This window comes from Micromonospora inyonensis, assembly GCF_900091415.1.
GTDB lineage: Bacteria > Actinomycetota > Actinomycetes > Mycobacteriales > Micromonosporaceae > Micromonospora > Micromonospora inyonensis.
In genome coordinates this window covers 291,195-312,612 of the sequence record NZ_FMHU01000002.1, presented here as the reverse complement: position 1 = coordinate 312,612, position 21,418 = coordinate 291,195, and the positions used below count along the sequence as shown (strand labels likewise).

Here is a 21,418-nt window from a genome sequence, read left to right as displayed (position 1 = left end):
TGTCAGCTCTCCTGGGACTTGACGGCCTGGCCGATGTAGCTCACGGCGGTGGACGGGGTGAGGTGGAAGGGACCGACCGCCCGGCCGCGCAGCGTGGCGGGGACGAGCTTGTGCGGCAGCGCCACGGGTTCGAGGCCCTTGGTCTCGGTGAGGGTCAACCCGTGCTGGGCGAAGACCGCGCGCAGCTCGTCCGGGCGGATGAACATCTTCCAGTTGTGCGTACCCGGGTAAATGATCTTGAGAATCTTCTCGGAGAGCACGATCGCCTTCAGGTAGCTCGCCACCGTGCGGTTGATCGTGTCGAAGACGACGATCCCGCCGGGACGCAGCACCCGGGCGATCTCGGCCACCGCGCCGGGCAGGTCGTGCAGGTGCTCCAACACGTCCGAGATGACCACCAGGTCGACCGCGCCGTCGGGCTTCGGCAGCTCGTACGCCGAGCCGACCTGGTAGTCGACGGTCACGCCGCTCGACGCGGCGTGCCGGCGGGCGGTCTCGATCGAGCCGGCGGACAGGTCGACGCCGGTGACCTGGTAGCCCAGCGCGGCCATCCGCTCGGAGACCAGCCCGCCGCCGCAGCCGATGTCGAGCACCCGCACCCGCGAGCGGTCCTCACCGAACGCCCCCCGGGCGGTGGCGTCGAAGTAGGCCACCCGGGCCGGGTTCATGTCGTGCAGGGCGCGCAGCGGGCCGGTCGCGTCCCACCAGGAGTCGCCGACCTCGTGGTAGTACTCGTTGTCGATGGCGACCGCGTTCGGGTCGAGCGCGGCCAGGTGCCGGTCGTTTCCCGCCATCACACCCACCTCGGGGTCTCGTCCGGGTCGATGCCGAAGGCGGCCTTGCCGACCAGTTCCCGGGCGAGCGCCCCGGGGACCGGGGCCGGGCTGGCCTTCAGGTCGTGCCAGAGCTGGCCGATCCGCGTCGCGCCCTCGGCGTCGTCGGCGACCAGGTCGTACGCGGCGGAGACCACGGCCTCGGCCTCGGCGGCCAGGAACAGCCCGGCGGTGCACGCCTCGGCCAGCGCGGCGGCGTCCCCACCGACGGCCCGACCGGCCTGCCGGTCCAGCAGCGCGGTCATGGTGTCCAGCGACCCGCGCATCCGGGCCACCGCGAACTGCGGGCCGGGCTGCCGGGCGACGTTGCCGGCCTGCCGGACCCGCTCGACGGCCACCGCGTACGCCCGTTCGGCCAGGCCGAGCTGGACGGCGGCGTGGTGCAGCACCGCCTCGGCCCGGCCGGCGGCCAACGCCGCGCCCAGGGCGAAGGCGGTCGCCCCGCAGCCGGCGGCCACGGTCCGCAGCACCTGCCGCCGCTGCACGCCGTCGGTGACCGTCGCGGCGGTGACGCCGGCGGCGGCCAGGGCGGCCAGGTTCTCGGTGACCAGGTCACCGGCGTCCACCCGGCCGGCCCGGCGCTTCTCGAAGTCCACGGCCAGGTCGGCGGCCACGCCCACACCCGCGCTCGACATTGCGGTCCCCTCGTTGGTCGTCGTGGTCATCCGGCTCACCCGACCCAGCGCGGCTCGGCGAAGATCGGCACGTCCAGGGCGAGCTTGCCGGCCCACTCTCCGACGACGTCGGTGGCTGGCGGCACCAGCAGACCGGCGACGACGTCCCGGTACATGCGCTGGAGCGGGTCGCTGGAGGCCAGGCCGGAACCGCCCTGCACCTGCATGCCGAGGGTGACCACCTCGTGTGCGAGCCGGGTGACGGTGGTCTTCATGACGCTCATGTCGATGTAGTGCCGCAGCGGGTCCACGTCGTCGTGCTCGGCGTGGATCGCGGCCTCCAGGTGCGCCCGCGCGGCGGCGACCTTGGCGGCCATCTCGGCGACCTTGAACTGGATGCCGGGCAGGTGCGCGTTCGGCTTACCGATCACGCTGATCACCCGCTGCTGCTGGGTCCGCACCACGTGGTCCAGGGCCGCGCGGGCGATGCCGACGAAGCAGGACGCGAAGCTGCACCAGGCCCAGTGCACGCCCATCATGAACAGCATCGGCAGGTTGCCGCGCTCCCCCACCATCCACCTCTCGTCGATGAGAAGGTCCTCCAGCGCCAGCGAGTGGCTGCCCGTGGCGCGCATGCCCGCCGCGTCCCACTCGGCGGTGACCCGGACGCCCTTCTCCGGCTTGGGGATCAGGAAGGCCATCGGCTGCGGCAGGCCGCGGTCGTCGATGGTGGCGGCGGAGAGGAAGAGGTGCGTCGCGCCCGGGAAGCCGGTGAAGAAGCCCTTCCGGCCGTTGAGGACGTAGCCGCCCGCCACCTCCTCGGCCCGGGTGGTCGGGTGCCACCAGTTGCCGCCCACGCCCGGCTCGCTGAAGCCGCCGGAGATCACCGCGCCGTCGAGCACCGCCTTGCAGGCCCACTCCGCGCTCGGCCCGCCGAGACGGGCGATCATGGCGAGACCGTGGACGTGCATGTTGACCGCGAACGCGGTCGACGCGCAGCCGCCGGCGAGGACCTGCTGCGCCTCGCACAGCTCGGCGAGGCTCGCCCCCGCCCCGCCGAACTCCGGCGGCACGGTCATCGCGGTGTAGCCGGTGCGGACCAGCTCGGCCATGTTCTCGTGCGGGAAGCTGAGGTCCCGGTCGTGCTTCGCCGCGTTCTCGGCGAACGTCGGCGCCAACTCGTGGGCCAGGGCCACGTAGTCGGTACGGGACACGGCTGCCGTGCTCATTCCTTCTCCTCCCCGGCGGCGGCACCGGAACGCGCCAGCAGCTCCGCCATCGACCCGACGCTGTCCACCTCGGAGGACATCGCGTCCTCCAGCCAGCGCAGCAGGTCGAAGTCCGGATGCTCGTCACGGATGCGGGCGGACAGTTCGACGAGGTCCAGCGAGTCGAAGCCGAGATCGCGCGTGATCGACAACTCCGGTCGGATCTCCTCGGGACGCAGGGTCGGCTTCACCGCGACCAGGTCGTCGACGAGCGCCCGCACGTGTTCATCGAGACCGATCATCATCCCTCCACGCAAAAAGTGATAAGGTCGCAGCGATGCTGCTGAATCACGCAAAGTCTTCCGAGCACGTGGTTGTCTCCGATCCGTAGCAAAAAGGACGCCTTCGGAGGTTGGCGCGGCGATCGGAGCACCCTGAGGCGACACACTCCCGGGGCTGGCGACCTCGGCCGTGCTGGCTCCGCAACGGGCTTGAATGCTTGGACGGCCCACTCGTTAATCACTCAAGGCTCACTCGAGGATGCCTCAACAACTACTCAGGGTGCATGAGATCCGCAGTGCCGTTACACGTAGGGTAGCTACGTGTAGACATCTTCAGCGCGCCTCTAGTGCGATGCGAGTCAGTCACGAGACACTGCTGCGCGGCGATCGGGTGGGTCGGTCGCCCCCTCCGAGAGCGACCTGGGAGCAGAACGTCCGTGAACGCCGTCGTCCGGTTCTCCATAGCCCGTCCGAAAACCGTCATCGCGATCTGGGTCGTGCTCGCCGCGATCTGCGTACCACTGATGATCGCCCTCACCGGCGCACTGAAGGCCGGTGGCTTCGACAACCCCCGGGGTGAGGCCGCCGCCGGGCAGAAGGTCATCGAGCGCACCTTCGACGAGGCCCCGGAGAGCCTCCAGGTCGTACTGACCAAACCGGACGGTGACGTGACCGCCGAGCTGGCCGAGGCGACCCGGGTGGCCGAGGCGACCCCGCACGTGGCCTCGGTGCAGGACTACCGGCAGGACCCGAAGTGGCTCTCGCCGGACAAGCACACCACCTTCCTCCAGCTCGGTTTCCTCATCGACAAGTCGACGATCCAGCACGAGATCGACGGCCTCCGCGAGCGGATGACCGAGACGATGCGGGACCGGGGCGTCCAGGTGCACGTCACCGGCGCGCAGGCCCTCGACTACGACCTCAGCGTGCAGTCCGAGAAGGACGCGGTCACCGCCGAGATGATCGCCTTTCCGCTGCTGATCGTCGTCCTGCTGGTGGTGTTCCGCTCGGTCGGCGCGATGCTGTTGCCGATCGTGCTCGCCGGCCTCGCGCTGGTGGTCGCCTCCGCGATCGGCTACCTGATCACCTTCATGACCGACCTCTCCACCCTCTACACCAACGCGGTGTCCCTGATCGGCATCGCCGTCGCGGTCGACTACTCGCTCTTCATCATCAAGCGGTACCGGGACGAGCTGGTCGCGGGCGACACGTACGTCCCGGCGCTGCGCACCGCGATGCGGACCGCCGGGCACGCGGTGCTCTTCAGCGGCCTCGCCGTGGTGGTGGCCCTGCTCGCCCTCTTCATCCCCCGGATCATGGTGTTCAGCAGCATGGCCATCGCCGGCGTGGTGGTCACCCTGGTCGCCCTGGCCATGTCGATGACCCTGCTCCCGGCCGCGCTCACCGTGATGGGACGGCGGATCAACTGGCTGTCGCTCAAGCCACGCGCCGCGCGGGCCGGGCAGGGCGGTCCCGGCCTGCTCACCCGGCTCCAGCGCAAGCCCGCCCTGGTTCTCGCCGTCCTGGTGGCGATCTTCGGGGTGATGGCCTGGCCGATGAGCGACATCCGGCTCCAGTCGCCGGTGGCCAGCGCGACCATCCTGCCCGAGGACGCCGACTCCCGGCAGGGCATCGAGCGGCTCCAGGCCGCGCTGGAGTTCCGTAACCTCTTCCCGGTGCAGGTCGTGGTGAGCGCACCCGAGAGCACCTCGCCCGCCACGCTCCTCGACGCCGTACGCGCGGTCAACGAGACGGTCCGGGAGCAGCAGGGGATCGACACGGTCACCGACGTGACCAGCATCGGGCTGCCCGCCGAGGCGGTCACCGCCGCGGTGAGCGGTCAGTCGGCGGGGCTGCCGCCCGAGGCGAAGGCCGGCTTCGACCAGCTCTGGGGCGCCGACGGCGACCGCCAGGTCAGCCGGGTCGTGGTGATCCCCAGCTCCGACCCGGACAGCGACGCCGCCCACGACCTGATCCACGACCTGCGCGACGAGCTGCCCGGGGCCGTCCCGGACGGGGTCCGCGTCCAGGTGACCGGCGCGACCGCCACCGGCGTCGACTTCGACGAGGTCCTGATCGACACGCTGCCGGCCATCCTCATCGCGGTCGCGTTGATCACCATCGCGCTGCTGGCCCGGGCGTTCCGCTCGTGGCTGCTGCCGCTGCTGGCGCTGGCGCTCAACGCGCTGGTGGTCGCGGCCAGCCTCGGCCTGCTCACCGCGATCAGCCAGAACTGGCTCGACCAGCGGATCGACAGCACCACCCCGGCGCTGGTCTTCGCCATCATGTTCGGGCTGAGCATGGACTACATGGTCATCATGATCTCCCGGATGCGGGAGCACTTCGTCGAGCACGGTGACCACCAGGCGGCGGTCACCGGCGGCCTGCGCGAGACGGCCGGCCTGGTGAACGGCGCCGCCCTGATCATGGTGGCGGTCTTCGCCTCGTTCCTGGTGGCGGAGGTCAGCGTCGTCCAGCAGCTCGGCCTGGGCCTGGGTATCGCGGTCATCCTCGACGCCGTGGTCATCCGACTGCTGGTGATGCCCGCCGCACTGAACCTGATCGGCCCGCGCGTCTGGGGCCGCACGGCGCAGCACGCCACCCGTGTCCAGCGGAGCACCGCCCCGGAGCCGAAGCCCGCCGCCTGACCACGCGGAGCGTCCCCCACATTGCCGGATGGTCCACCGGTAGATCCATCGTTACGCCCGGGCGGGCAGCCGTTGACGCGGCTGCCCGCCCGAACTGTGACGAGAACCGATCAGCACGCTCGTCAGCACAGGTGCGCGGTCAGGTTCGGGTCAGGCCGATGGTGGTGGCGAGGCGGGTGACGTCGGCCGGGGTGGGTCCGGCGCGGAGGACGGCGGCCAGCGCGGCGTGGGCGGCGGGTCGGAGGCGCACTCTGGCGGGGGCGATGTGGTCGGCGGTGACCAGGGTGCGGCCGGCGGCGTGGTGGTCGCCGGCGTCGAGGCGGACCCGGGTCATGTCGATCATTGTGAACCTGGCCCACTTGTAGGTCAGTTTCCACAGGTGGGCGTCCAGCGCGCCGAAGGCGCGTTTGGACACCCCGATCCGGTAGTAGGCGGCCCACCCGTTGATGATCGGGTTGAGCCTTCCGATCACCGCGTCGGCGTTCGACCCTCGAAGGGCCCTCACCTCGGTGGACAGCCGTTTCCGGATCCGCCGCGACGCATCGTTGCTCGGCTTGGTCAGCAGCTTGCCGTTGGAGTAGCGGCGAATATTGAAGCCCAGGAAATCCACACCTTCACTCAGGTGCAGGATGCGGGTCTTGTCCTCGTTGAAGACCAGACCCCTGGGCGTCAACCACGCCCCCAGCCGCGCCTTGACCTGCTCGGCCTGCTCACGGGAGTGGCACAGCGCGAGAAGATCGTCGGCGTAGCGGACCACCACCGGGCAGCCATCCACCGTCTGTCCGGCACGGGTGCCGGTGACGTGGTAGCGGACCCCGGCGGCGGCCTCCATGCCATGCAGAGCAACGTTCATGAGCAACGGGCTGATCACCCCACCCTGCGGAGCACCCTGGTCGGTTGGGGTGAACCGGCCTTGCTCGACCACACCAGCCGTGAGCCACTGCCGCACCATTCCCCGTCCGGGGAACATGCCCAGCGACTCGCTGATGTGCTCGTGGTCGAGCCGGTCGAACGCCGCCGCGAGATCAGCGTCGAGCACCCACAAGCGCTTCGCGTCCGCGCGGCTCGCCGTCGCGTGGATAGCCACGATCGCGTCGTGACAGCCACGACCCGGCCTGAACCCGTAGGACTTCGGTTCGAACCGGGCCTCCCACTCGGGCTCCAACGCGTTGACCGTCAGGGCCTGCAACGCCCTGTCAGCGATCACCGGAATCCCGAGACCACGACGACGCCCGTTGCTCTTGGGCACATACACCCGCTTGACAGGCCGCGGTGACCACGGCCGCGCGCGGTGCTGAACCCAGTCAGCCAACTCGGCTTTCTGCTGCCCGTTCACCACGATCAACCCGTCCACCCCGGCCGTCTTACGGCCAGCGTTGAGCTGCGTGACCCGCCGCACCGCCACCAAGGCGTTGCTGCGGGACCGCAGCATCAACTTCTGCAAATTCCGGACCTGTTTCAGGTCCCCCGCCCGCGTGGCCGTGAAGATCCGCTGCCGCAGCCGCCGTACGTTGTCCTCGCAGGCCCGCCAGTCGATGGCGTCCCAGTCGGGGACCTCGCCCTCCGGTCCGTTCACTCCGAGGCCCGCCATCGCCACCGCGAAAGCCATCGCCGTCATCGTGTCCAACTTGCCCTTCGGCTCCGGTGCTGTGACCAGCACGATTCGTCACAGGTTCACCCGACCCGCGTCAGCGCCCTTTCAGGCCAGGGCATCAGCCCCTATCCGGCCGGTTATCCGGCAACCACTGGCGAAGGAGCCAGCCCGGCTGTTCCCGGTTTCCCGTCGCCTTTCGGCCACCGGCATTCGCTTCTCGGGTCGTCCTGCGCCCGCTGGGACTTCACCCACCCTCACAGGTGGCCTACCAGCCAGAGCAGTTCTCCGCCTGGATCCCATCGGGGTTGTCACGTTCCGCACGCAACAGATACGACCGGGGTGGGTGCCCCCTGAACCCCGGGGACGGTGGTGCGCTCCCGCCCGGCAAAGTCCCTCCGGGCGGCACCCGCCGCCTTGCAACGGCCGGCCCCTGTCTCCCGCTGGTGCGTCCCATCGAGCGAGAGTGGTAGTGACGAGGCGTCATCGAGGGTTCACATCATTCACCCGTCCGGCCTTCTCCAGCCTGTAACCCCCGGATGGAACGAGGATCCTTGGGCACGCCCTCGGGCTCCGCACCCCGCAGTTACCCGCGACGCACGCCGAGGTGGAGACGGTCCTTACGCACTGGACCGAGCACTACCCCTTCGACAACACGCCGAACCTCCTTCGGAGAGTGCCACTGCTCTCATGCGACCTCGTGTCGCACGACCTTGTCGACCCAGCTCTTCGAACGGCCGATCCGGTCGGCGAAGACCTGCTGACTCATCCCCCGGCGAACCCGTAACTGCGCGACCCGCCGCCCGATCGGCAGCTCACGGTGACCGTCCTGCCGGCCCGGCGCGGTCACCGCCGCACCGCCCGGTGCAGCGCCTCGGTCGACTGCCCCGCAGCGCGGACACCACCGGGACTTCACCCGGAACGCGAACAGTCCCAGCAGGAACCCCAGCGTGAGGCCAGCGAACACGATCATCGAGATCCCGAGCACCACGAGCGCGCTCACCTCCCGGCCCCGGTAGCCGAGACAAACGGCACTCGCGGCGAACAGCACGACATGTGACCAATCATTTTCAGGGAGTCACGGACGGTGAAACCGTCCACATGGGAGCATCAAGGGACGTCTACGAAAGGTCCCTGGTGGTCGTGGCGCGGAATGACGTACTCAGGCAGGCGTTGGCGGTGGCCGGCCTGACCATCGCTGATCTCGCAGAGAGATGCGATGTGGATGCGAAGACCGTGGAACGGTGGGTCAGTCGGGGGCGGGTGCCCCACCCCCGTTCCAGAGTGCGGGCGGCCGAGGTGTTGGGCGAGGATGTGGGAGTGTTGTGGCCCGAGATAGTACGACGTACCGTTAAGACCGGAACTGATCGTGACTTGGTCGGCATCTACCCTCGACGCGCCGACCTCCCACGATCGGTCTTCCGCGAGGCGATCGAGCGTGCCAACTCCCGGCTGTGGTTCGGTGGGTACACCAGCTACTTCGTGTGGCTGGAGGTGCCCGGCGCTACCGCCACCCTCGGCGCGAAGGCCAGCGCTGGCGCTGATCTGCGATTCCTGCTCGGCGATCCGGACAGTCCGGTCACCACCGAACGGGATCGGGTCGAAGCGACCCCGCTCACCCTGGCCACGCGCATCGCGATGACGCGCGCAGAGATCGACAAGGTTGACGCCGCCATCCCGGTTCGCCGGTCCCACCGACACATCGCGATGTCGGTGTGGGTCTTCGACGACGAAGCCATCGTCGCCACGCACATCGGTGCGGGACTCGGGCAGGACTCCGTGACGCTGCACCTGCGGCGCGGACAGGACGGGGGAGCCTTCGACCGGTACGTCGAGCACTTCGAGTCCCTGTGGGCCGACGGGAAACCCGCTGACCCACAGCGCTGAGGCAGACGATTTCGGTGCCCGGACCTTTTGGCGAGACCCGTCGGCCCCGCCACCATCCGTTGGTCAGCCGTCGGTGGCCAGGGCGGCGACCGGGCTGACCCGGGCCGCGCGACGGGCGGGCAGCAGGCCGGCCTCCACGGTCAGCATGGCCCGGAGCCGGTGCCGGGACATCCCGACCGCCCGCAGCAGCCCGGACAGTACGGGTCACCCGTGCCCCTGACTGGCTGCTGGTGCGGATCGGCGACGACGGACGCGGGCAGCGCACCGGCTGGACCCGCTCGGTAGATGGTGCCGCCTCGGTCACCCTGGAACCAATGCCACGTAGCCTAATTTGATCATGTTGTTGTGCTGGTCGTTTGTGCCCGGACGGGCTTCCGGCGGGTGTGGTGCGGCGGGCGGGTCAGCGTGTCCGGGCTGTGGTGTTGACGCCGGCTGGCTGGGCGGGTCTGGCCGGGTGTTTCTGGTAGTCCTTTCTGGCTGGTGGCGGCGGGCGGGTCCGCCGGTGGTGGGGGTTTGAGGCCCCAGAACCGGATGGTCGCTGGGCCGTCGTGGCGGATGCTGGCCGGTTCGTGGTGTTTCTTGACGCGGTAGCTGTTGTGGCGGGCTCGTTTGACCGCCCGGGGGCAGCTGCGGTGCCGGCGGGGCGGTAGCGGCTTGCGGCCCAGCTCGGCGAGTGCGTGGGGCAGGTGGTCAGTCCAGTCTCCAGGGGGGAATGCCCGCCGTCCCGGTGGCGGTACGGCGGGCGATTCGCAGCGCGCGGGTGAAGCTGATCCGGTCGGGGTCGAGGTCGGCGGCTTCGGCCGCGCGGGTGATCAACGCGGCGAGGGCGTGGTGGACGATCAGCCAGGCCCAGATTTCCTGGTAGGCCAGCTCCGGCAGCCTTGAGCGCAGCAGACGGCCCGGGCCGCGTAGGTGCGTCTTGAGCTGGTCGTTGCTGGTCTCTTCTTCCCAGCGCAGGTGGTAGGCCTCGGCCAGCTCGTCCGCGTGGGCCTCGGCCGGGTCGAGGACGGTGGTCAGCAGCACGATCAGCTCGCCGGTGCCGTCGCCGTCGCGGTCGGGCACGTCGTACTCGACCACTCGTACCAGATACGCCAGCTCAGGGGCCAGATCCTGCCCAGCGCGGGCAGCGGCGACGATGCGGTCCCGGCGGGCACCGCGGATCTTCGGGTTGATCACCACGGACACATACGTGCCGTCGGCCAGCACCCGCACGACCGGCAGCCGCAGCCCGGTCGGCGCCCGCCACAGCAACGCCGCCCCGGTGCCCGCCGCAGCAGACCAGGCGTCGAAGGAGTAGAACCCCCGGTCGGCGGTCAGCAGCTCATCGCGGCGCAGCCGCGGGTACAGCCGCATCGCCAATGTCCGCTCCCCGGTGCCATAGCCGGACACCTCCCCGGCCAGGAACGCGTGCGTGCCGCACTCGGCCAACGCCACCACCCGCGCCTTCGGATACGCCGACCGGTTGCCCCCCGAGCCGGCGTAGCCGAACTCGGCGGCGTTACCCGGCGTGTCCGGCAGGTCCACATCGAAGCCGTCAATAGCAAGGACTCGCCACCGCCGCAGCCACGCCCCCCGCGTATCAGTCGTGCCCACCGGCTGCACCACCGACTCGAAGATCTCCTCCATGACCGGCGCGCCCAGCCGCTGCCGCGCCTGGCTGATCCCCGACGCGGTCGGCACCGACCAAGCGGCGTCCCAGCAGCCGAACCGGGTCAACGCCCCGGTGACCTTCGTGGCGACCTCTTCGTAGTCATCCTCACCGAACAGGCACAACGCCATCGTCAGATAGGCCACCACATGCGGCGGAAGCTTCCCATCCGACCGCTTGGCCCCAACCCCAAACCGGGCCACCGCCGCGTCCACCGCATCCCGCGGCACCGCGGACACCAGCACCCCCAACGACACCTGATCCGCCGTCACCGCCACCGTCTCGGACATGACCGGCAAGCACACCAGCACCCGACCTGCCGGTCACGCCACCACGCCGACCATCCACAAAGACCCAGTCCAACCCCATGATCAAATTAGGCTACGTGGCATTGACCCTGGAACAGCCGCCGGCTCCGGGAATAGCGGAACCCCCGGCCTACCCAAGCCGGGGGTTCCAGGTTTCCGCCCATGTCGCACGCCGGACGCGTTTAAAGCCGTGGGTCAGTTTGAAAGTCGTCGCCTCTACCATTGGGCTACCGCGCCACGAAGAGAGGCGCGGGTAGGATTCGAACCTACACTCCACGAACCCTTTCCACGGCTGCTCCATCCGACGATCGGCGGTAATGCTGAGTCTGGAGCGAGAGTCTGAGATTCATTCGACGGTCGCCTCTACCAGTTGGGCTACCCCGGCCCGGGTGCCGGGGGCAGGACTCGAACCTGCACTGAACACCTCCAGCTCAGTCTGACCTTCAGTCTCAGCTTTTCGCGCTTGTCGCGCGTCCCTCCGCGCTCCCACGGAGGGAGTCTTCGAGGCTACCCGAACAGGTAGCCGAACACCCACTCACCGGCCTTCATGTCCTCTACCTCGGTCATGTTGGCCTGCTCGCGGGCGAACTTGACCGCCTGCTGGAGCTTCGCCACCCGCTCCCGCAGCTCCTTGACCCGGGTGGCGGGCAGGGCGCCGGAGAGCTTCACGGTCGTCCAGTAGCCGACCGGGACGTCCTCGGTGTACACCTCCACCTGGGCCGGGTGCTTCTCGGTCGCCTCGGCCTTGACGTGGTTGCGCATCACCTTGCGGCTGCGCACCGTCTTCACCGGGTCCGAGGCGTACGCCCCGGCGGCGTCGTTGAACGTCCAGCTCTCGGCCGGGTCCAGCACGGGCAGCTTGTCGACGAAGGAGTACAGCTCGACGAGCTGCTTCTCCAGGAAGAGCAGGTACGTGACCGGCACGTCGGCGAGGATCGTCCGGCCGTCCACCACCACGTCGGCCTTCGCCCGGGTGTTCGCGACGTCCTGGGTGAGGACCAGGTCGAAGAGGCGGGTCAGCGACGTCGACACCTCGGCGATCACGTCGGTGGCCGACACCTGCACCCGGGTCGACTCCGGCGGAAGCTGCTCGCCCTCCTCGTCCTTCGGCTGGTAGCTGCGGGAGATGCCGGACAGCAGCGGCGCCTTCTGGACGTTGCGGTGTGCCTCGGTGAACTCCCGGGTGGTCTGGGCCTTCACGCCCTTGGTGACCGCGATGATCTGGTTGAGCTTCGCCATGCCGATCTTCCCTTCAGCCGGGCGGGACATTACCAACGACGGTCCGTTGGCGGCGAACCGGTTTCCGGGTCACCGGACGACGGTCGGCTGCGCATCAGTCGCCGCTCAGGTTCACCTGGATGCCCTCGTTGGCGCACGCCGTCTTCAGGCCGGCCATGTGCGTGCTCATCGGACCGATGTACGCCAGCGCTCCGGCCGCCTCGTCGCCCTCCATCTTCGACACCTCCCACACGATGTCGATCAGAGCCGTCCCGTGCTCCCGGATCTTCTCGTGGTCGGAGTCGGCGAACTGCTCCCGCAGTTTCTTGTATTCGGCCTCGCTCAGCTCGTCGTCCCCTTCGTCGACCGGCTTCTCGCCCTCGCCGCCGGCCGCCATCGCCTTGCAGGCGGTGATGCCCGAGTCCTCCTTGACGGCCTGGTAGATGCCGGTGCCGGCGACCACCGCCAGGAGCAGGCCCAGCACCGCGCCCGCCGCGACGAGCGGCACCCGGTAGGCGGCGAGCGGACCGGGGGCGGGCTCGCCGAACGGGGCCGCGCCATCGGCGGGGACGAAACCGGGCGGCACCTCCGGATGCGTGGGCTGCGGCGGCACGGCAGCCTGGTCGGAACCGGCCGGCTGCGGCGGTGAGCCGACGTGGTCAGGGCCCGCTGGCTGCGACGGTGGGCCGACGTGGTCAGGGCCGGCCGGCTGCGGCGGTACGGCGGCGTGGTCGGGGCCGGACGTGACGGTGGGGTCGGGGCCGGGCTGCTGGTCGGTCACGGGTTCTCCTCGGTCGGAACGAACTGCTCGATGTGTCCTTCGCACCCGTTCCGCACCGCCCGAGGGGGCATACCGACCGCGAGGACCGTCGGGTGTGGATGGTAGCCCTGTGCGCCGGTGGCGTCGCGGGCCGTACGGGGGCACCTCCGGGACACCTCGGTCTGAACCCCCGCCCTGGCCGGCCCACCCTCGCCCAGCAGCGAATTCATGGGAGTTGTCCGGTCTCAGGGGGTCAGTTCAGGGGTCACCGTGCGGCGCGATCTCCGACATCATCGAGACCTGGGACAACTGCCCCCGTCCACGGGCCGTCGGTTGGCCGCAACCCACCGCGAGGCTCCTAGGAAAGGACAACCGTGTCCACTCGTCGTCAACTGCTGCGCCTCACCGCGGCGTCCGGCGTCATCGGCGCCACCGGTGGCCTGGCCGGCCTCGTCGAACGGTCCGGTGCGGCCCCCGCCGCGGCGGCACCCCCGGCTCCGGTGAGGTTGGCGGGCGGCACCCTGACCCCGTTCACCGTCCCGTTGACCGTGCCGCAGACCCTGCGGCCGGTGCTGCGGACCGCCACCACCGACTACTACTCGGTCACCATGCACCGGCGGCGGCTGGAGATCCTGCCGGGCACCCGCACCGAGGTGTACACGTACAACGGTGACCTGCCGGGCCCGACGATCCGGGCCACCTCGGGGCGGCGGGTGGTGGTACGGCAGCGCAACCGGCTGGGTATGCCGACAGCGGTGCACCTGCACGGTGGCGCCACCGCGCCGGGTGACGACGGCTCCGGCACCGCCACGATCCCGCCCGGCGGGGAGCGGGTCTACACGTACCCCAACCAGCAGCCGCACGCCACACTCTGGATGCACGACCACACCCACCACATGGAGGCCGAGCACCTCTACCGGGGCCTGTCCAGCCTCTATCTGCTCAGCGACCGTACCGAGGCGGCGCTGCCGCTGCCCCGGGGCCAGTTCGACGTGCCGCTGGTGCTGCGCGACGCGCACCTGGACGCCGATGCCCAACTGGTCTGGAACATGGACGACGCCGACAACCGGACCACCCTCCTGGTCAACGGCCGGCCCTGGCCGCGCTTCGAGGTGCAGGCCCGCCGCTACCGGTTCCGCCTGGTCAACTCCAGCAACCTGCGGTTCTTCCTGCTCCAGTTCGCCGACGCCGCGGAGATCACGGTGATCGGCTCCGACGGTGGACTGCTGGAGGCGCCGGTCACCGTGCCGTACGTGCTGCTCTCCCCCGGTGAACGGGTGGAGGTGGTGGTCGACTTCTCGCGCTACCAGCCGGGTACGTCGGTGGTGCTGCACAACCTCATGGGGCCGGGCCCGTTCGAGCAGGTCGGCTCGGTGATGCGCTTCGACGTCGTACCGGCGCGGGGCGGGGGACCGCAGCTCGGTGCCGCAGAAGCTGCGTACCCTGCCGGCGCTGCCGACGCCGACCGTACGGCGCACCGTCGAGCTGCGCATGGACGAGTTCGGCACCGGGCACCAGGCGTACATCGACGGAAGGTCTTCGACCCCGCCCGGATCGACACCACCATCGCCTGGGGCAGCACCGAGGAGTGGACGGTGACGAACGGCAACGTCTTCATGCCGCACAACTTCCACATGCACCTGGTGCAGTTCCGGGTGCTCGGCCGGGGCGACGGTCCGCCCGACCCCACCGAGTCCGGCTTGAAGGACACCGTGGTCGTCTGGCCCGGTCAGCCGGTCCGGCTCCGGGCCACCTTCGACACCTGGCGCGGCGTCTACCCGTACCACTGCCACATGGTCGACCACAGCGCGATGGGCATGATGGCCCGAATGAAGATCGTCTGATCCCCGCGTCGCACCCGCCCGGAGCCCCGGCTCCAGGCGGGTGGCGTCACCTCACCCGACGGCCCGACGGCCCACCGACACGACGATGCCCCCGCCCGACCCGGACGGGGGAAGTCACGATGAACAACCACCGGTTCGCACATTGGTGCGGTCGGTGGGGCGGGCGGGGCTCGAACCCGCGACCGAGGGATTATGAGTCCCCTGCTCTAACCTGCTGAGCTACCGCCCCATGCCGGCGCCGGGATACTAACCCGGTCGCCCCAACACCGGCCACCACCATGCGCAGCGACGGCGCGGATCTTCCGGCACGATGGGCAACGCGAGGATAACAGCCTGCATCGACCCCGGCTGCCCCTCCACCCGCTCCCCGGTCCGTCCATCCTGCCGGGCGGTCGAGGGGGCTCGGAGGAAACGACCGACCCGCTGCGGGGCCGACGGCGGTGACATGACCAGCGCGGCGGGCCGCCCGGAAACAGCGCCGCCCGCCGGGCGGTGCCGGCGGGCGTTGGTGGAGAAGCTCCCCCGATTGGACTCGAACCAATAACCTGCCGGTTAACAGCCGGCTGCTCTGCCAATTGAGCTACAGGGGATCGCTTCCCGGAACCGGATCTCTCCGGCACCGTGCGACGGGGACAAGAGTACAGGACTTCCCCGGGTGTTGGTCCAGGGGGTTAACGCCGAAGTTTGAACCGCAAGAAGTGGGACAAATCGCCATCCGGACACAAGGAGGCATGAGCAGAGAGCAGGATGGGTAGTTAGCTGCGGACAGAGGACGCAGGCGCGACACGACGGCTCCCGACCGGGTCCTCCCGGTACGGGGTCGGTAGCGCGTCAGGTACGAAGGGAGCCGCCATGCGCGGAAAGATCATGTTCCTTGGCGGGCTGGCTGCGGGATTCGTCCTGGGCGCCCGTGCCGGCCGGGAGAAGTACGAGGAGCTGGTGGTCCGGGGCCGCAAGGTGCTCGACCACCCGACCGTGCAGGAGGCGGCCGGCGTCGCACAGGCCCAGGCAACCCGGCTCTACAGCGAGGGCAAGGACAAGCTCAGCAACTCCAAGCTGGGCGAGAAGCTCCACACGGGGGGCGGCAACCAGGAGTTGACCGCCGCCGACGACGCCTTCGCCGGCACGCCGGCCACGGTCGGAGCGAAGACCGGCAGCAGCACCACCGGCACCGGGTCGACGGGCAGCAGCTCGACCGGCACCGGCACCAGCTCGGCCAGCAGCACCAACCGGAGCAAGTCGTCCGGCACCGGAGCCAACGGCAGCGCCTTCTGAGCAGAGGTGTCTCCGACGGGCCGGCCGCTTCCGCGGCCGGCCCGTCGGGCGTCGTACGCCCTGCGAGGTCAGTCGCGGCCGCTGCTGAAGGCCGCGTCGAAGGCGGCGGCCGGGGCGTCGAAGGCGAGCCGACGGACGAACTGGAGCGCCTCGGGCGCGCCGACGAGCCGGTCCATCCCGGCGTCCTCTCACTCGATCGAGATCGGGCCGTCGTATCCGATGGCGTTCAACGCCCGGAAGCAGTCCTCCCGGGGCACGTCGCCGTGTCCGGTGGAGACGAAGTCCCAGCCCCGCCGTAGGTCGGCCCAGGGCAGGTGGGAGGAGAGCCGGCCGCGCCGACCGTCGCCGGTACGCACCTTCGCGTCCTTGCAGTCGACGTGGTAGATCCGGTCGGCGAAGTCGAGGGTGAAGTTGACCGGGTCCAGGTCCTGCCAGACGAAGTGGGACGGGTCCCAGTTGAGGCCGAAGGCGGGGCGGTGCCCGATCGCCTCCAGGGTCCGCCGGGTGGTCCAGTAGTCGTACGCGATCTCGCTGGGGTGGACCTCGTGGGCGAACCGCACCCCCACCTCGTCGAGGACGTCGAGGATCGGGTTCCACCGGTCGGCGAAGTCCTGGTAGGCGCGCTCGATCATGGCCGGCGGCACCGGCGGGAACATCGCCAGGGTGTGCCAGATCGACGAGCCGGTGAAGCCGACGACGGTCCGTACCCCGAGCTTCGCCGCCGCGCGCGGTGTCCTTGATCTCCTCGGCGGCCCGCTGCCGGACCCCCTCGGGCTCGCCGTCACCGCAGATCCGGGCGGGCAGGATGTCCTGGTGCCGCTCGTCGATCGGGTGGTCGCAGACCGCCTGGCCGATCAGATGGTTGGAGATGGCGGAGGCCTGGAGGTTGTGCTTCGCCAGCGTCTCGCGCTTGCGGTCGACGTACGACTCGTCGGCCAGGGCCTTGTCGACCTCGAAGTGGTCGCCCCAGCAGGCGATCTCCAGGCCGTCGTAGCCCCACTCGGCGGCGTGCCGGCAGACCTCGTCGAACGGAAGATCGGCCCACTGGCCGGTGAAGAGCGTGATCGGTCGCGCCATTGTCCTTCTACTCCCCTGTGGTGATGGGGATTCCGTGGGCGGGACCGGGGCGAGGGCGACCGGGCCCGGACGAGGGGCCACGCCGGAGGGAGGGACCGGTGGGTGCCTCCCCGCCGGGTCGACGGGTGCACCTGGCACCCGGCGGGTTGCGCCTCCCGCCGGATCACCGGCCGCCTGTCACGGCTGCCGTCCCCCACTCTAGGACCGGCGTGGCCCGGTGCGGAAAGCTTCACGCCACCGGCGGGTGGTGGGGCGGGGGTGGTGGCAGGGGGCCCTTCCTCACCACCAGGCGGTAGCAAGGGACCCCTGCCACCACACGTCACGGCAGAACCCACCTCTGGTTCGCACCACCCACCGCCCCCGCCACGTACGCGGCGGGGGCGGTGCGACGGTACGGGTGTCAGCGGACGTTGGGGCGGCGCTTGCGCTCCTGCTCCCGCTTGCGGGCGTTCTTGCGGAGCTTGCGGTCGTCACGCAGCTCGACGTACGGCTCCTTGTCCGGGGAGTGCCCGGCCGCGATCGCCCGGCTGCGTTCGAGTTCGGCGTCGAACTCCGCACCGAGCAGGATGGCGATGTTGGTCAGCCAGAGCCAGATCAGGAAGACGATCACGCCGGCCAGCGCCCCGTACGTCTTGTTGTACGAGCCGAAGTTGCTGACGTAGAGCGCGAAGAGACCCGAGATGGCCAGCCAGATCACCACCGCCAGCACGCCACCCGGGCTGACCCAGCGGAACCCGCCGTGCCGTGCGTTCGGCGAGGCCCAGTAGAGGAGCGCGAACATCAGGCTGACCAGCACGAGCAGCACCGGCCACTTGGCGATGTTCCAGACCGTCACCGCCGTCGAGCCGAGCCCGATCGCGTCCCCCGCCGCCTCGGCCAGCCGACCGGTGAAGACCACGATGACCGCACTGGCCAGCAGCATCACCCCGATCACCGCGGTCACGCCGATCCGGATCGGCAGGGTCTTCCAGATCGGCCGGCCCTCCGGCACGTCGTAGATCGAGTTGGAGGCGCGCATGAACGCCGCGATGTAGCCGGAGGCCGACCAGAAGGCGGCGAGCAGACCGAGGACGGCCGCCACGCTGGCCAGGCCGCCGGACGCGCTCGCCTGGTCGATGGCCCCCTCGATGATCCGGCGGGTGTTCTCCTCCGGCACCACCTCGGTGACCGTGTCCCGGACCTCGTTCGTGGCGCTATCGCCGAGCAGCCCGAGCAGCGAGATCAGCACCAGCAGGCCGGGGAAGATCGAGAGCACGCCGTAGTAGGTCAGTGCCGCCGCCCAGTCGGTCAGGCTGTCCTCGGAGAACTCCCGCCCCGTCCGGCGCAGCGTGGCCAGCCACCCCGTGCCGGACAGGTCGGTGGGGCTGTCCGGTCCGTCGTCCGGCCCCACCGGGCGGTTGCGGCTCGGCGCGGCGGGGGTCGGCTCCGCGTCCGCGCGGGACTCGTCCGGCGCGTCGCCGGGTGCGCGCCGGGCGGTGGTGGCGGAGCGGTCGCGGTGCGGCCCGCCCCGGCCGGGGGACTCGTCGGAGGCCATGCGCCCCTCCCTCAGGTCGGCTGTCTCCCCCTGCTCATGCCCCGCCCCGGCCCCGGGTAACCACCCTCCGCGTCCCACCCGGCCGTGCTCCGGCCGGCCGCCGGACTACCGGTAGAGCAGGCGGGACGTCCGGCGGGACGCCACGACCAGACACAGCACCGTCAACCCGACCAGGTAGAGCACGTCGACGAGCCAACCCCCGCCGCCGGTGCCGAGCGCGGCGCCCCGGATCAGATGCACCGCACGGTAGAGCGGGGTCACCTCCACCACCCAGCGCAGCACGTCCGGGTACGCCTGCGCCGGGACGAACGTGCCGGAGAAGAGGAACAGGGTGAACTGCGCCGACCCGAGCAGGTCGAAGTCCTGCCAGCTGCGCATCAGGGTGGCGACGGTCATGCCCAGCGCGCCGAACGCGAAGCCGACCAGCAGCGCCGCCGGCAACGCCGTCGCCGCCCGCGCCACGGTGGTCAGGTCCATCGTCACCATCACCACGAGGAACGCCGCCGAGTAGAGCGAACCGCGCAGCATCGCCCAGGCCAGCTCGCCGAGGGCGATCTCGAACGGCTGCACCGGGGTGGCGATCACCCCGTCGTACAGCTTCAGGTACTTCATCTTGCCGAAGAAGTTGAAGGTGGTCTCGGCGAGCGCGCCGGTCATCGCCGACGAGGCGAGCAGTGCCGGGGCGACGAACGTCGCGTACGACACGACCCGACCGTCGGGAAGGGTGAAGTCACCGACCAGCGCCCCGACCCCGACGCCGATGGAGAAGAGGTAGAACACCGGCTCCAGGAAGCCGGAGACGAGCACCAGCCAGTACGCCGTACCGAGCGTGTCGACGTTCCGCCAGGTCACCGCGGACGAACGGCGGGCGGCGGCTCGGACGTCGAGCAGCCGGGGCAGCACCAGAGCGACCACGGGTCCTCCCTAGACGACGAGGGTGCGGTGGAACACGCGCCGGGCCAGCACCCAGCCGGCCACCGCCCAGACCGCGAGGTACAGCAGGTGCCCGGTGGCCGACCACTGCGGGGCCGCCCCGAGCGTGGCGGCCCGGCACAGGTCGACGCCGTGCCAGAGCGGGGTGAGGTACGCCAGCCAGCGCAGACCGACCGGCAGCGACTCGACCGGGAAGAAGACCCCGGCGAAGAGGGTCGCCGGGATCACCGCGAACCGGAACAGCAGCGCCAGGTAGCTGTCGCCGGGCACGCTGCCGGCGAACGCGAAGACCGGTGCGGCGACCGCCAGGCCGAGCAGCAGCACCACCGGCAGGGCGAGCAGCACCCACCCGGAGCGCACCGCCCCGAACACCGCCGCGACCAGCAGGAACGCGGCAGCGGAGGTGAGCACCCGGAACAGGACGAAGATCAGGTGACCGCCGAGGATGTCGCCGACCCGCAGCGGGGCGGCGCTCTGCGCGTAGTAGAGCTTGGTCCACTGGAAGTTGCCGTACACCGGCCAGGTCGACTCGCTGACCGCGACCTGGAAGGCGGTCGAGGCGACCAGTCCCGGCAGGATCCAGTCGAGGTACGGCACCCCGTCGACGCCCTGGTCGACGTACGCGCCGACGCCCACGCCGAAGCCGAGCACGGTCAGCACCGGCAGCAGGAACGACGAGAAGACGCTCGCCCGCCAGGTGCGCCGGTATCCGACCAGGTGGTACGACAGGACCGCCAGCGCCGGCACCCGGGGCAGGGTCGGCCGGACCGCCTCCCGGCGGGCCTGCTGCCGCGTCACGCTCATCCGCGCTCCCCCGTCCTCAGTCGACCAGGGTGCGACCGGTCAGGCGGAGGAAGACGTCCTCCAGGCTGCTGCGCCGGACCAGCACGCTCGCCGGGGTGAGCCCGCGCGCGTGGACCTCGGTGACCGCGTCGTCGCCGTTCGTGACGTAGAGCAGGACCCGGTCGGGCAGCACCTCGACCCGTTCGCCGACACCGTCGAGCTTGCCGGCGAACGCCTCCTGCGACTCGGCGGCGAAGCGCAGCTCCACCACCTCGCGGGTGGAGTACCGCTCGATCAGCGCCCGGGGCGACCCCTCGGCGGCGATCCGGCCGCCGTCCATCACCACCAGGCGGTCGCAGAGCTGCTCCGCCTCGTCCATGTAGTGCGTGGTCAGCACCAGGGTCACTCCCTGCTGCTTGAGCCGGAACAGCCGTTCCCACACCAGGTGCCGGGCCTGCGGGTCGAGCCCGGTGGTCGGCTCGTCGAGCAGGACGATCTCCGGCTCGTTGACCAGCGCGCGGGCGATGGTGAGCCGGCGCTTCATGCCGCCGGAGAGCGGCTCGACCTTGCTGTCGGCCCGCTCGGTGAGCTGCACGAAGTCGAGCAGCTCGGCGGCGCGGTCCCGGGCCACCCGGCGGGGGATGCCGAAGTAGCGCGCGTAGGTGGTGAGGTTCTCCCGGACGGTCAGCTCCGGGTCGAGGTTGTCCAGCTGCGGGCAGACGCCGAGGCGGGCCCGGATCGCCGGCCCGTCGCGGACCGGGTCCATGCCGAGGATACGCAGCTCGCCGCCGCTGGGCGGGGAGATGCAGCCGACCATCCGCATGGTCGAGGACTTGCCCGCCCCGTTGGGGCCGAGGAACCCGAACGCCTCCCCGGCAGGTACGTCGACGTCGATCCCGTCCACGGCGGTGAAGTCACCGAACCGTTTCACCAGGCCCCGGGCTCGGATCAACACCTCTGCCGTCACGCGGACGAC

At 70.4% G+C, this 21,418-nt stretch carries 16 protein-coding genes, 2 tRNA genes and 2 pseudogenes; 4 read left to right on the top strand and 16 right to left on the bottom strand.

Annotation, left to right across the window (positions count from 1 at the left end; translation table 11 throughout):
- Positions 1 to 2 precede the first annotated feature (2 nt).
- Genes ubiG through GA0074694_RS16485 form a run of 4 tightly spaced genes read right to left on the bottom strand, consistent with a single transcriptional unit; the run spans position 3 to position 2,957 of the window.
- A complete protein-coding gene (ubiG, locus tag GA0074694_RS16500) occupies positions 3 to 794 on the bottom strand; it encodes a bifunctional 2-polyprenyl-6-hydroxyphenol methylase/3-demethylubiquinol 3-O-methyltransferase UbiG (protein ID WP_091459540.1) in 792 nt (263 codons plus the stop codon).
- Positions 794 to 1,498 (bottom strand): hypothetical protein, encoded by a 705-nt coding sequence (locus GA0074694_RS16495; RefSeq protein WP_141714163.1) that lies wholly within the window; start codon positions 1,496 to 1,498, stop codon positions 794 to 796. Before GA0074694_RS16495 ends, ubiG begins: the two co-directional genes overlap by 1 nt.
- 5 nt (positions 1,499 to 1,503) lie before the next feature.
- A complete protein-coding gene (locus GA0074694_RS16490) occupies positions 1,504 to 2,676 on the bottom strand; it encodes an acyl-CoA dehydrogenase family protein (protein ID WP_091459538.1) in 1,173 nt (390 codons plus the stop codon).
- The gene (locus tag GA0074694_RS16485; protein ID WP_176737973.1) at positions 2,673 to 2,957 is read right to left on the bottom strand and encodes an acyl carrier protein; all 285 of its coding nucleotides are present in this window, start codon (positions 2,955 to 2,957) and stop codon (positions 2,673 to 2,675) included. Before GA0074694_RS16485 ends, GA0074694_RS16490 begins: the two co-directional genes overlap by 4 nt.
- Positions 2,958 to 3,373: 416 nt before the next feature.
- Here GA0074694_RS16485 and GA0074694_RS16480 point away from each other — a divergent pair, with 416 nt between their 5' ends.
- On the top strand, positions 3,374 to 5,584 hold the full coding sequence (locus GA0074694_RS16480) for an MMPL family transporter (protein ID WP_091459536.1): 2,211 nt from the start codon (positions 3,374 to 3,376) through the stop codon (positions 5,582 to 5,584).
- 139 nt (positions 5,585 to 5,723) lie between these two features.
- Here GA0074694_RS16480 and ltrA read toward each other — a convergent pair whose 3' ends face one another.
- Positions 5,724 to 7,193 carry a group II intron reverse transcriptase/maturase gene (gene ltrA / locus GA0074694_RS16475; protein ID WP_245714774.1) on the bottom strand — a complete coding sequence of 490 codons (1,470 nt, stop codon included), beginning with the start codon at positions 7,191 to 7,193 and terminating at the stop codon, positions 5,724 to 5,726.
- 685 nt (positions 7,194 to 7,878) lie between these two features.
- Positions 7,879 to 8,025, bottom strand: a pseudogene (locus GA0074694_RS34235) (helix-turn-helix domain-containing protein); the annotation flags it as partial.
- A 524-nt stretch (positions 8,026 to 8,549) separates the two neighbouring features.
- Here GA0074694_RS34235 and GA0074694_RS16465 point away from each other — a divergent pair.
- On the top strand, positions 8,550 to 9,062 hold the full coding sequence (locus GA0074694_RS16465; protein WP_245714772.1) for an XRE family transcriptional regulator: 513 nt from the start codon (positions 8,550 to 8,552) through the stop codon (positions 9,060 to 9,062).
- A gap of 690 nt (positions 9,063 to 9,752) precedes the next feature.
- On the opposite strand, the gene GA0074694_RS16460 is transcribed toward GA0074694_RS16465, so the two are convergent.
- The 3 genes from GA0074694_RS16460 to GA0074694_RS16450 form a co-directional block, all read right to left on the bottom strand.
- A complete protein-coding gene (locus GA0074694_RS16460; RefSeq protein WP_091463316.1) occupies positions 9,753 to 11,000 on the bottom strand; it encodes an IS4 family transposase in 1,248 nt (415 codons plus the stop codon).
- Between the two features lie 525 nt (positions 11,001 to 11,525).
- Positions 11,526 to 12,257, bottom strand: a complete 732-nt coding sequence (locus GA0074694_RS16455) for a DUF7873 family protein (RefSeq protein WP_091463315.1) — start codon at positions 12,255 to 12,257, stop codon at positions 11,526 to 11,528.
- A 94-nt stretch (positions 12,258 to 12,351) separates the two neighbouring features.
- Positions 12,352 to 13,017: a hypothetical protein gene (locus GA0074694_RS16450; protein WP_091459534.1), complete on the bottom strand. Its 666-nt coding sequence runs from the start codon at positions 13,015 to 13,017 to the stop codon at positions 12,352 to 12,354.
- A gap of 353 nt (positions 13,018 to 13,370) precedes the next feature.
- Here GA0074694_RS16450 and GA0074694_RS16445 point away from each other — a divergent pair, with 353 nt between their 5' ends.
- On the top strand, positions 13,371 to 14,840 hold the full coding sequence (locus tag GA0074694_RS16445; protein ID WP_218105715.1) for a multicopper oxidase family protein: 1,470 nt from the start codon (positions 13,371 to 13,373) through the stop codon (positions 14,838 to 14,840).
- A gap of 155 nt (positions 14,841 to 14,995) precedes the next feature.
- On the opposite strand, the gene GA0074694_RS16440 is transcribed toward GA0074694_RS16445, so the two are convergent.
- Both GA0074694_RS16440 and GA0074694_RS16435 read right to left on the bottom strand, forming a co-directional pair.
- Positions 14,996 to 15,069, bottom strand: a tRNA-Ile gene (locus GA0074694_RS16440).
- 288 nt (positions 15,070 to 15,357) lie between these two features.
- Positions 15,358 to 15,430 (bottom strand) — tRNA-Asn (locus tag GA0074694_RS16435).
- A gap of 262 nt (positions 15,431 to 15,692) precedes the next feature.
- On the opposite strand from GA0074694_RS16435, the gene GA0074694_RS16430 reads away from it, so the two are divergent.
- Positions 15,693 to 16,115, top strand: a complete 423-nt coding sequence (locus GA0074694_RS16430; protein ID WP_091459533.1) for a hypothetical protein — start codon at positions 15,693 to 15,695, stop codon at positions 16,113 to 16,115.
- A 68-nt stretch (positions 16,116 to 16,183) separates the two neighbouring features.
- Here the strand turns inward: GA0074694_RS16430 and GA0074694_RS33935 are convergent.
- The 5 genes and pseudogenes from GA0074694_RS33935 to GA0074694_RS16405 all read right to left on the bottom strand — a co-directional run bounded on the left by GA0074694_RS33935 (position 16,184) and on the right by GA0074694_RS16405 (position 21,409).
- A pseudogene (locus tag GA0074694_RS33935) lies at positions 16,184 to 17,192 on the bottom strand (sugar phosphate isomerase/epimerase family protein).
- Positions 17,193 to 17,592: 400 nt separating this feature from the next.
- Positions 17,593 to 18,726 carry a YihY/virulence factor BrkB family protein gene (locus GA0074694_RS16420; protein WP_091459532.1) on the bottom strand — a complete coding sequence of 378 codons (1,134 nt, stop codon included), beginning with the start codon at positions 18,724 to 18,726 and terminating at the stop codon, positions 17,593 to 17,595.
- Between the two features lie 105 nt (positions 18,727 to 18,831).
- Entirely contained in the window at positions 18,832 to 19,641 is an 810-nt protein-coding gene (locus tag GA0074694_RS16415) for an ABC transporter permease (RefSeq protein WP_091459531.1), read from the bottom strand.
- 9 nt (positions 19,642 to 19,650) lie between these two features.
- On the bottom strand, positions 19,651 to 20,463 hold the full coding sequence (locus tag GA0074694_RS16410; RefSeq protein WP_091459530.1) for an ABC transporter permease: 813 nt from the start codon (positions 20,461 to 20,463) through the stop codon (positions 19,651 to 19,653).
- A 16-nt stretch (positions 20,464 to 20,479) separates the two neighbouring features.
- Positions 20,480 to 21,409, bottom strand: a complete 930-nt coding sequence (locus tag GA0074694_RS16405) for an ABC transporter ATP-binding protein (protein ID WP_091459529.1) — start codon at positions 21,407 to 21,409, stop codon at positions 20,480 to 20,482.
- Positions 21,410 to 21,418: the final 9 nt, after the last annotated feature.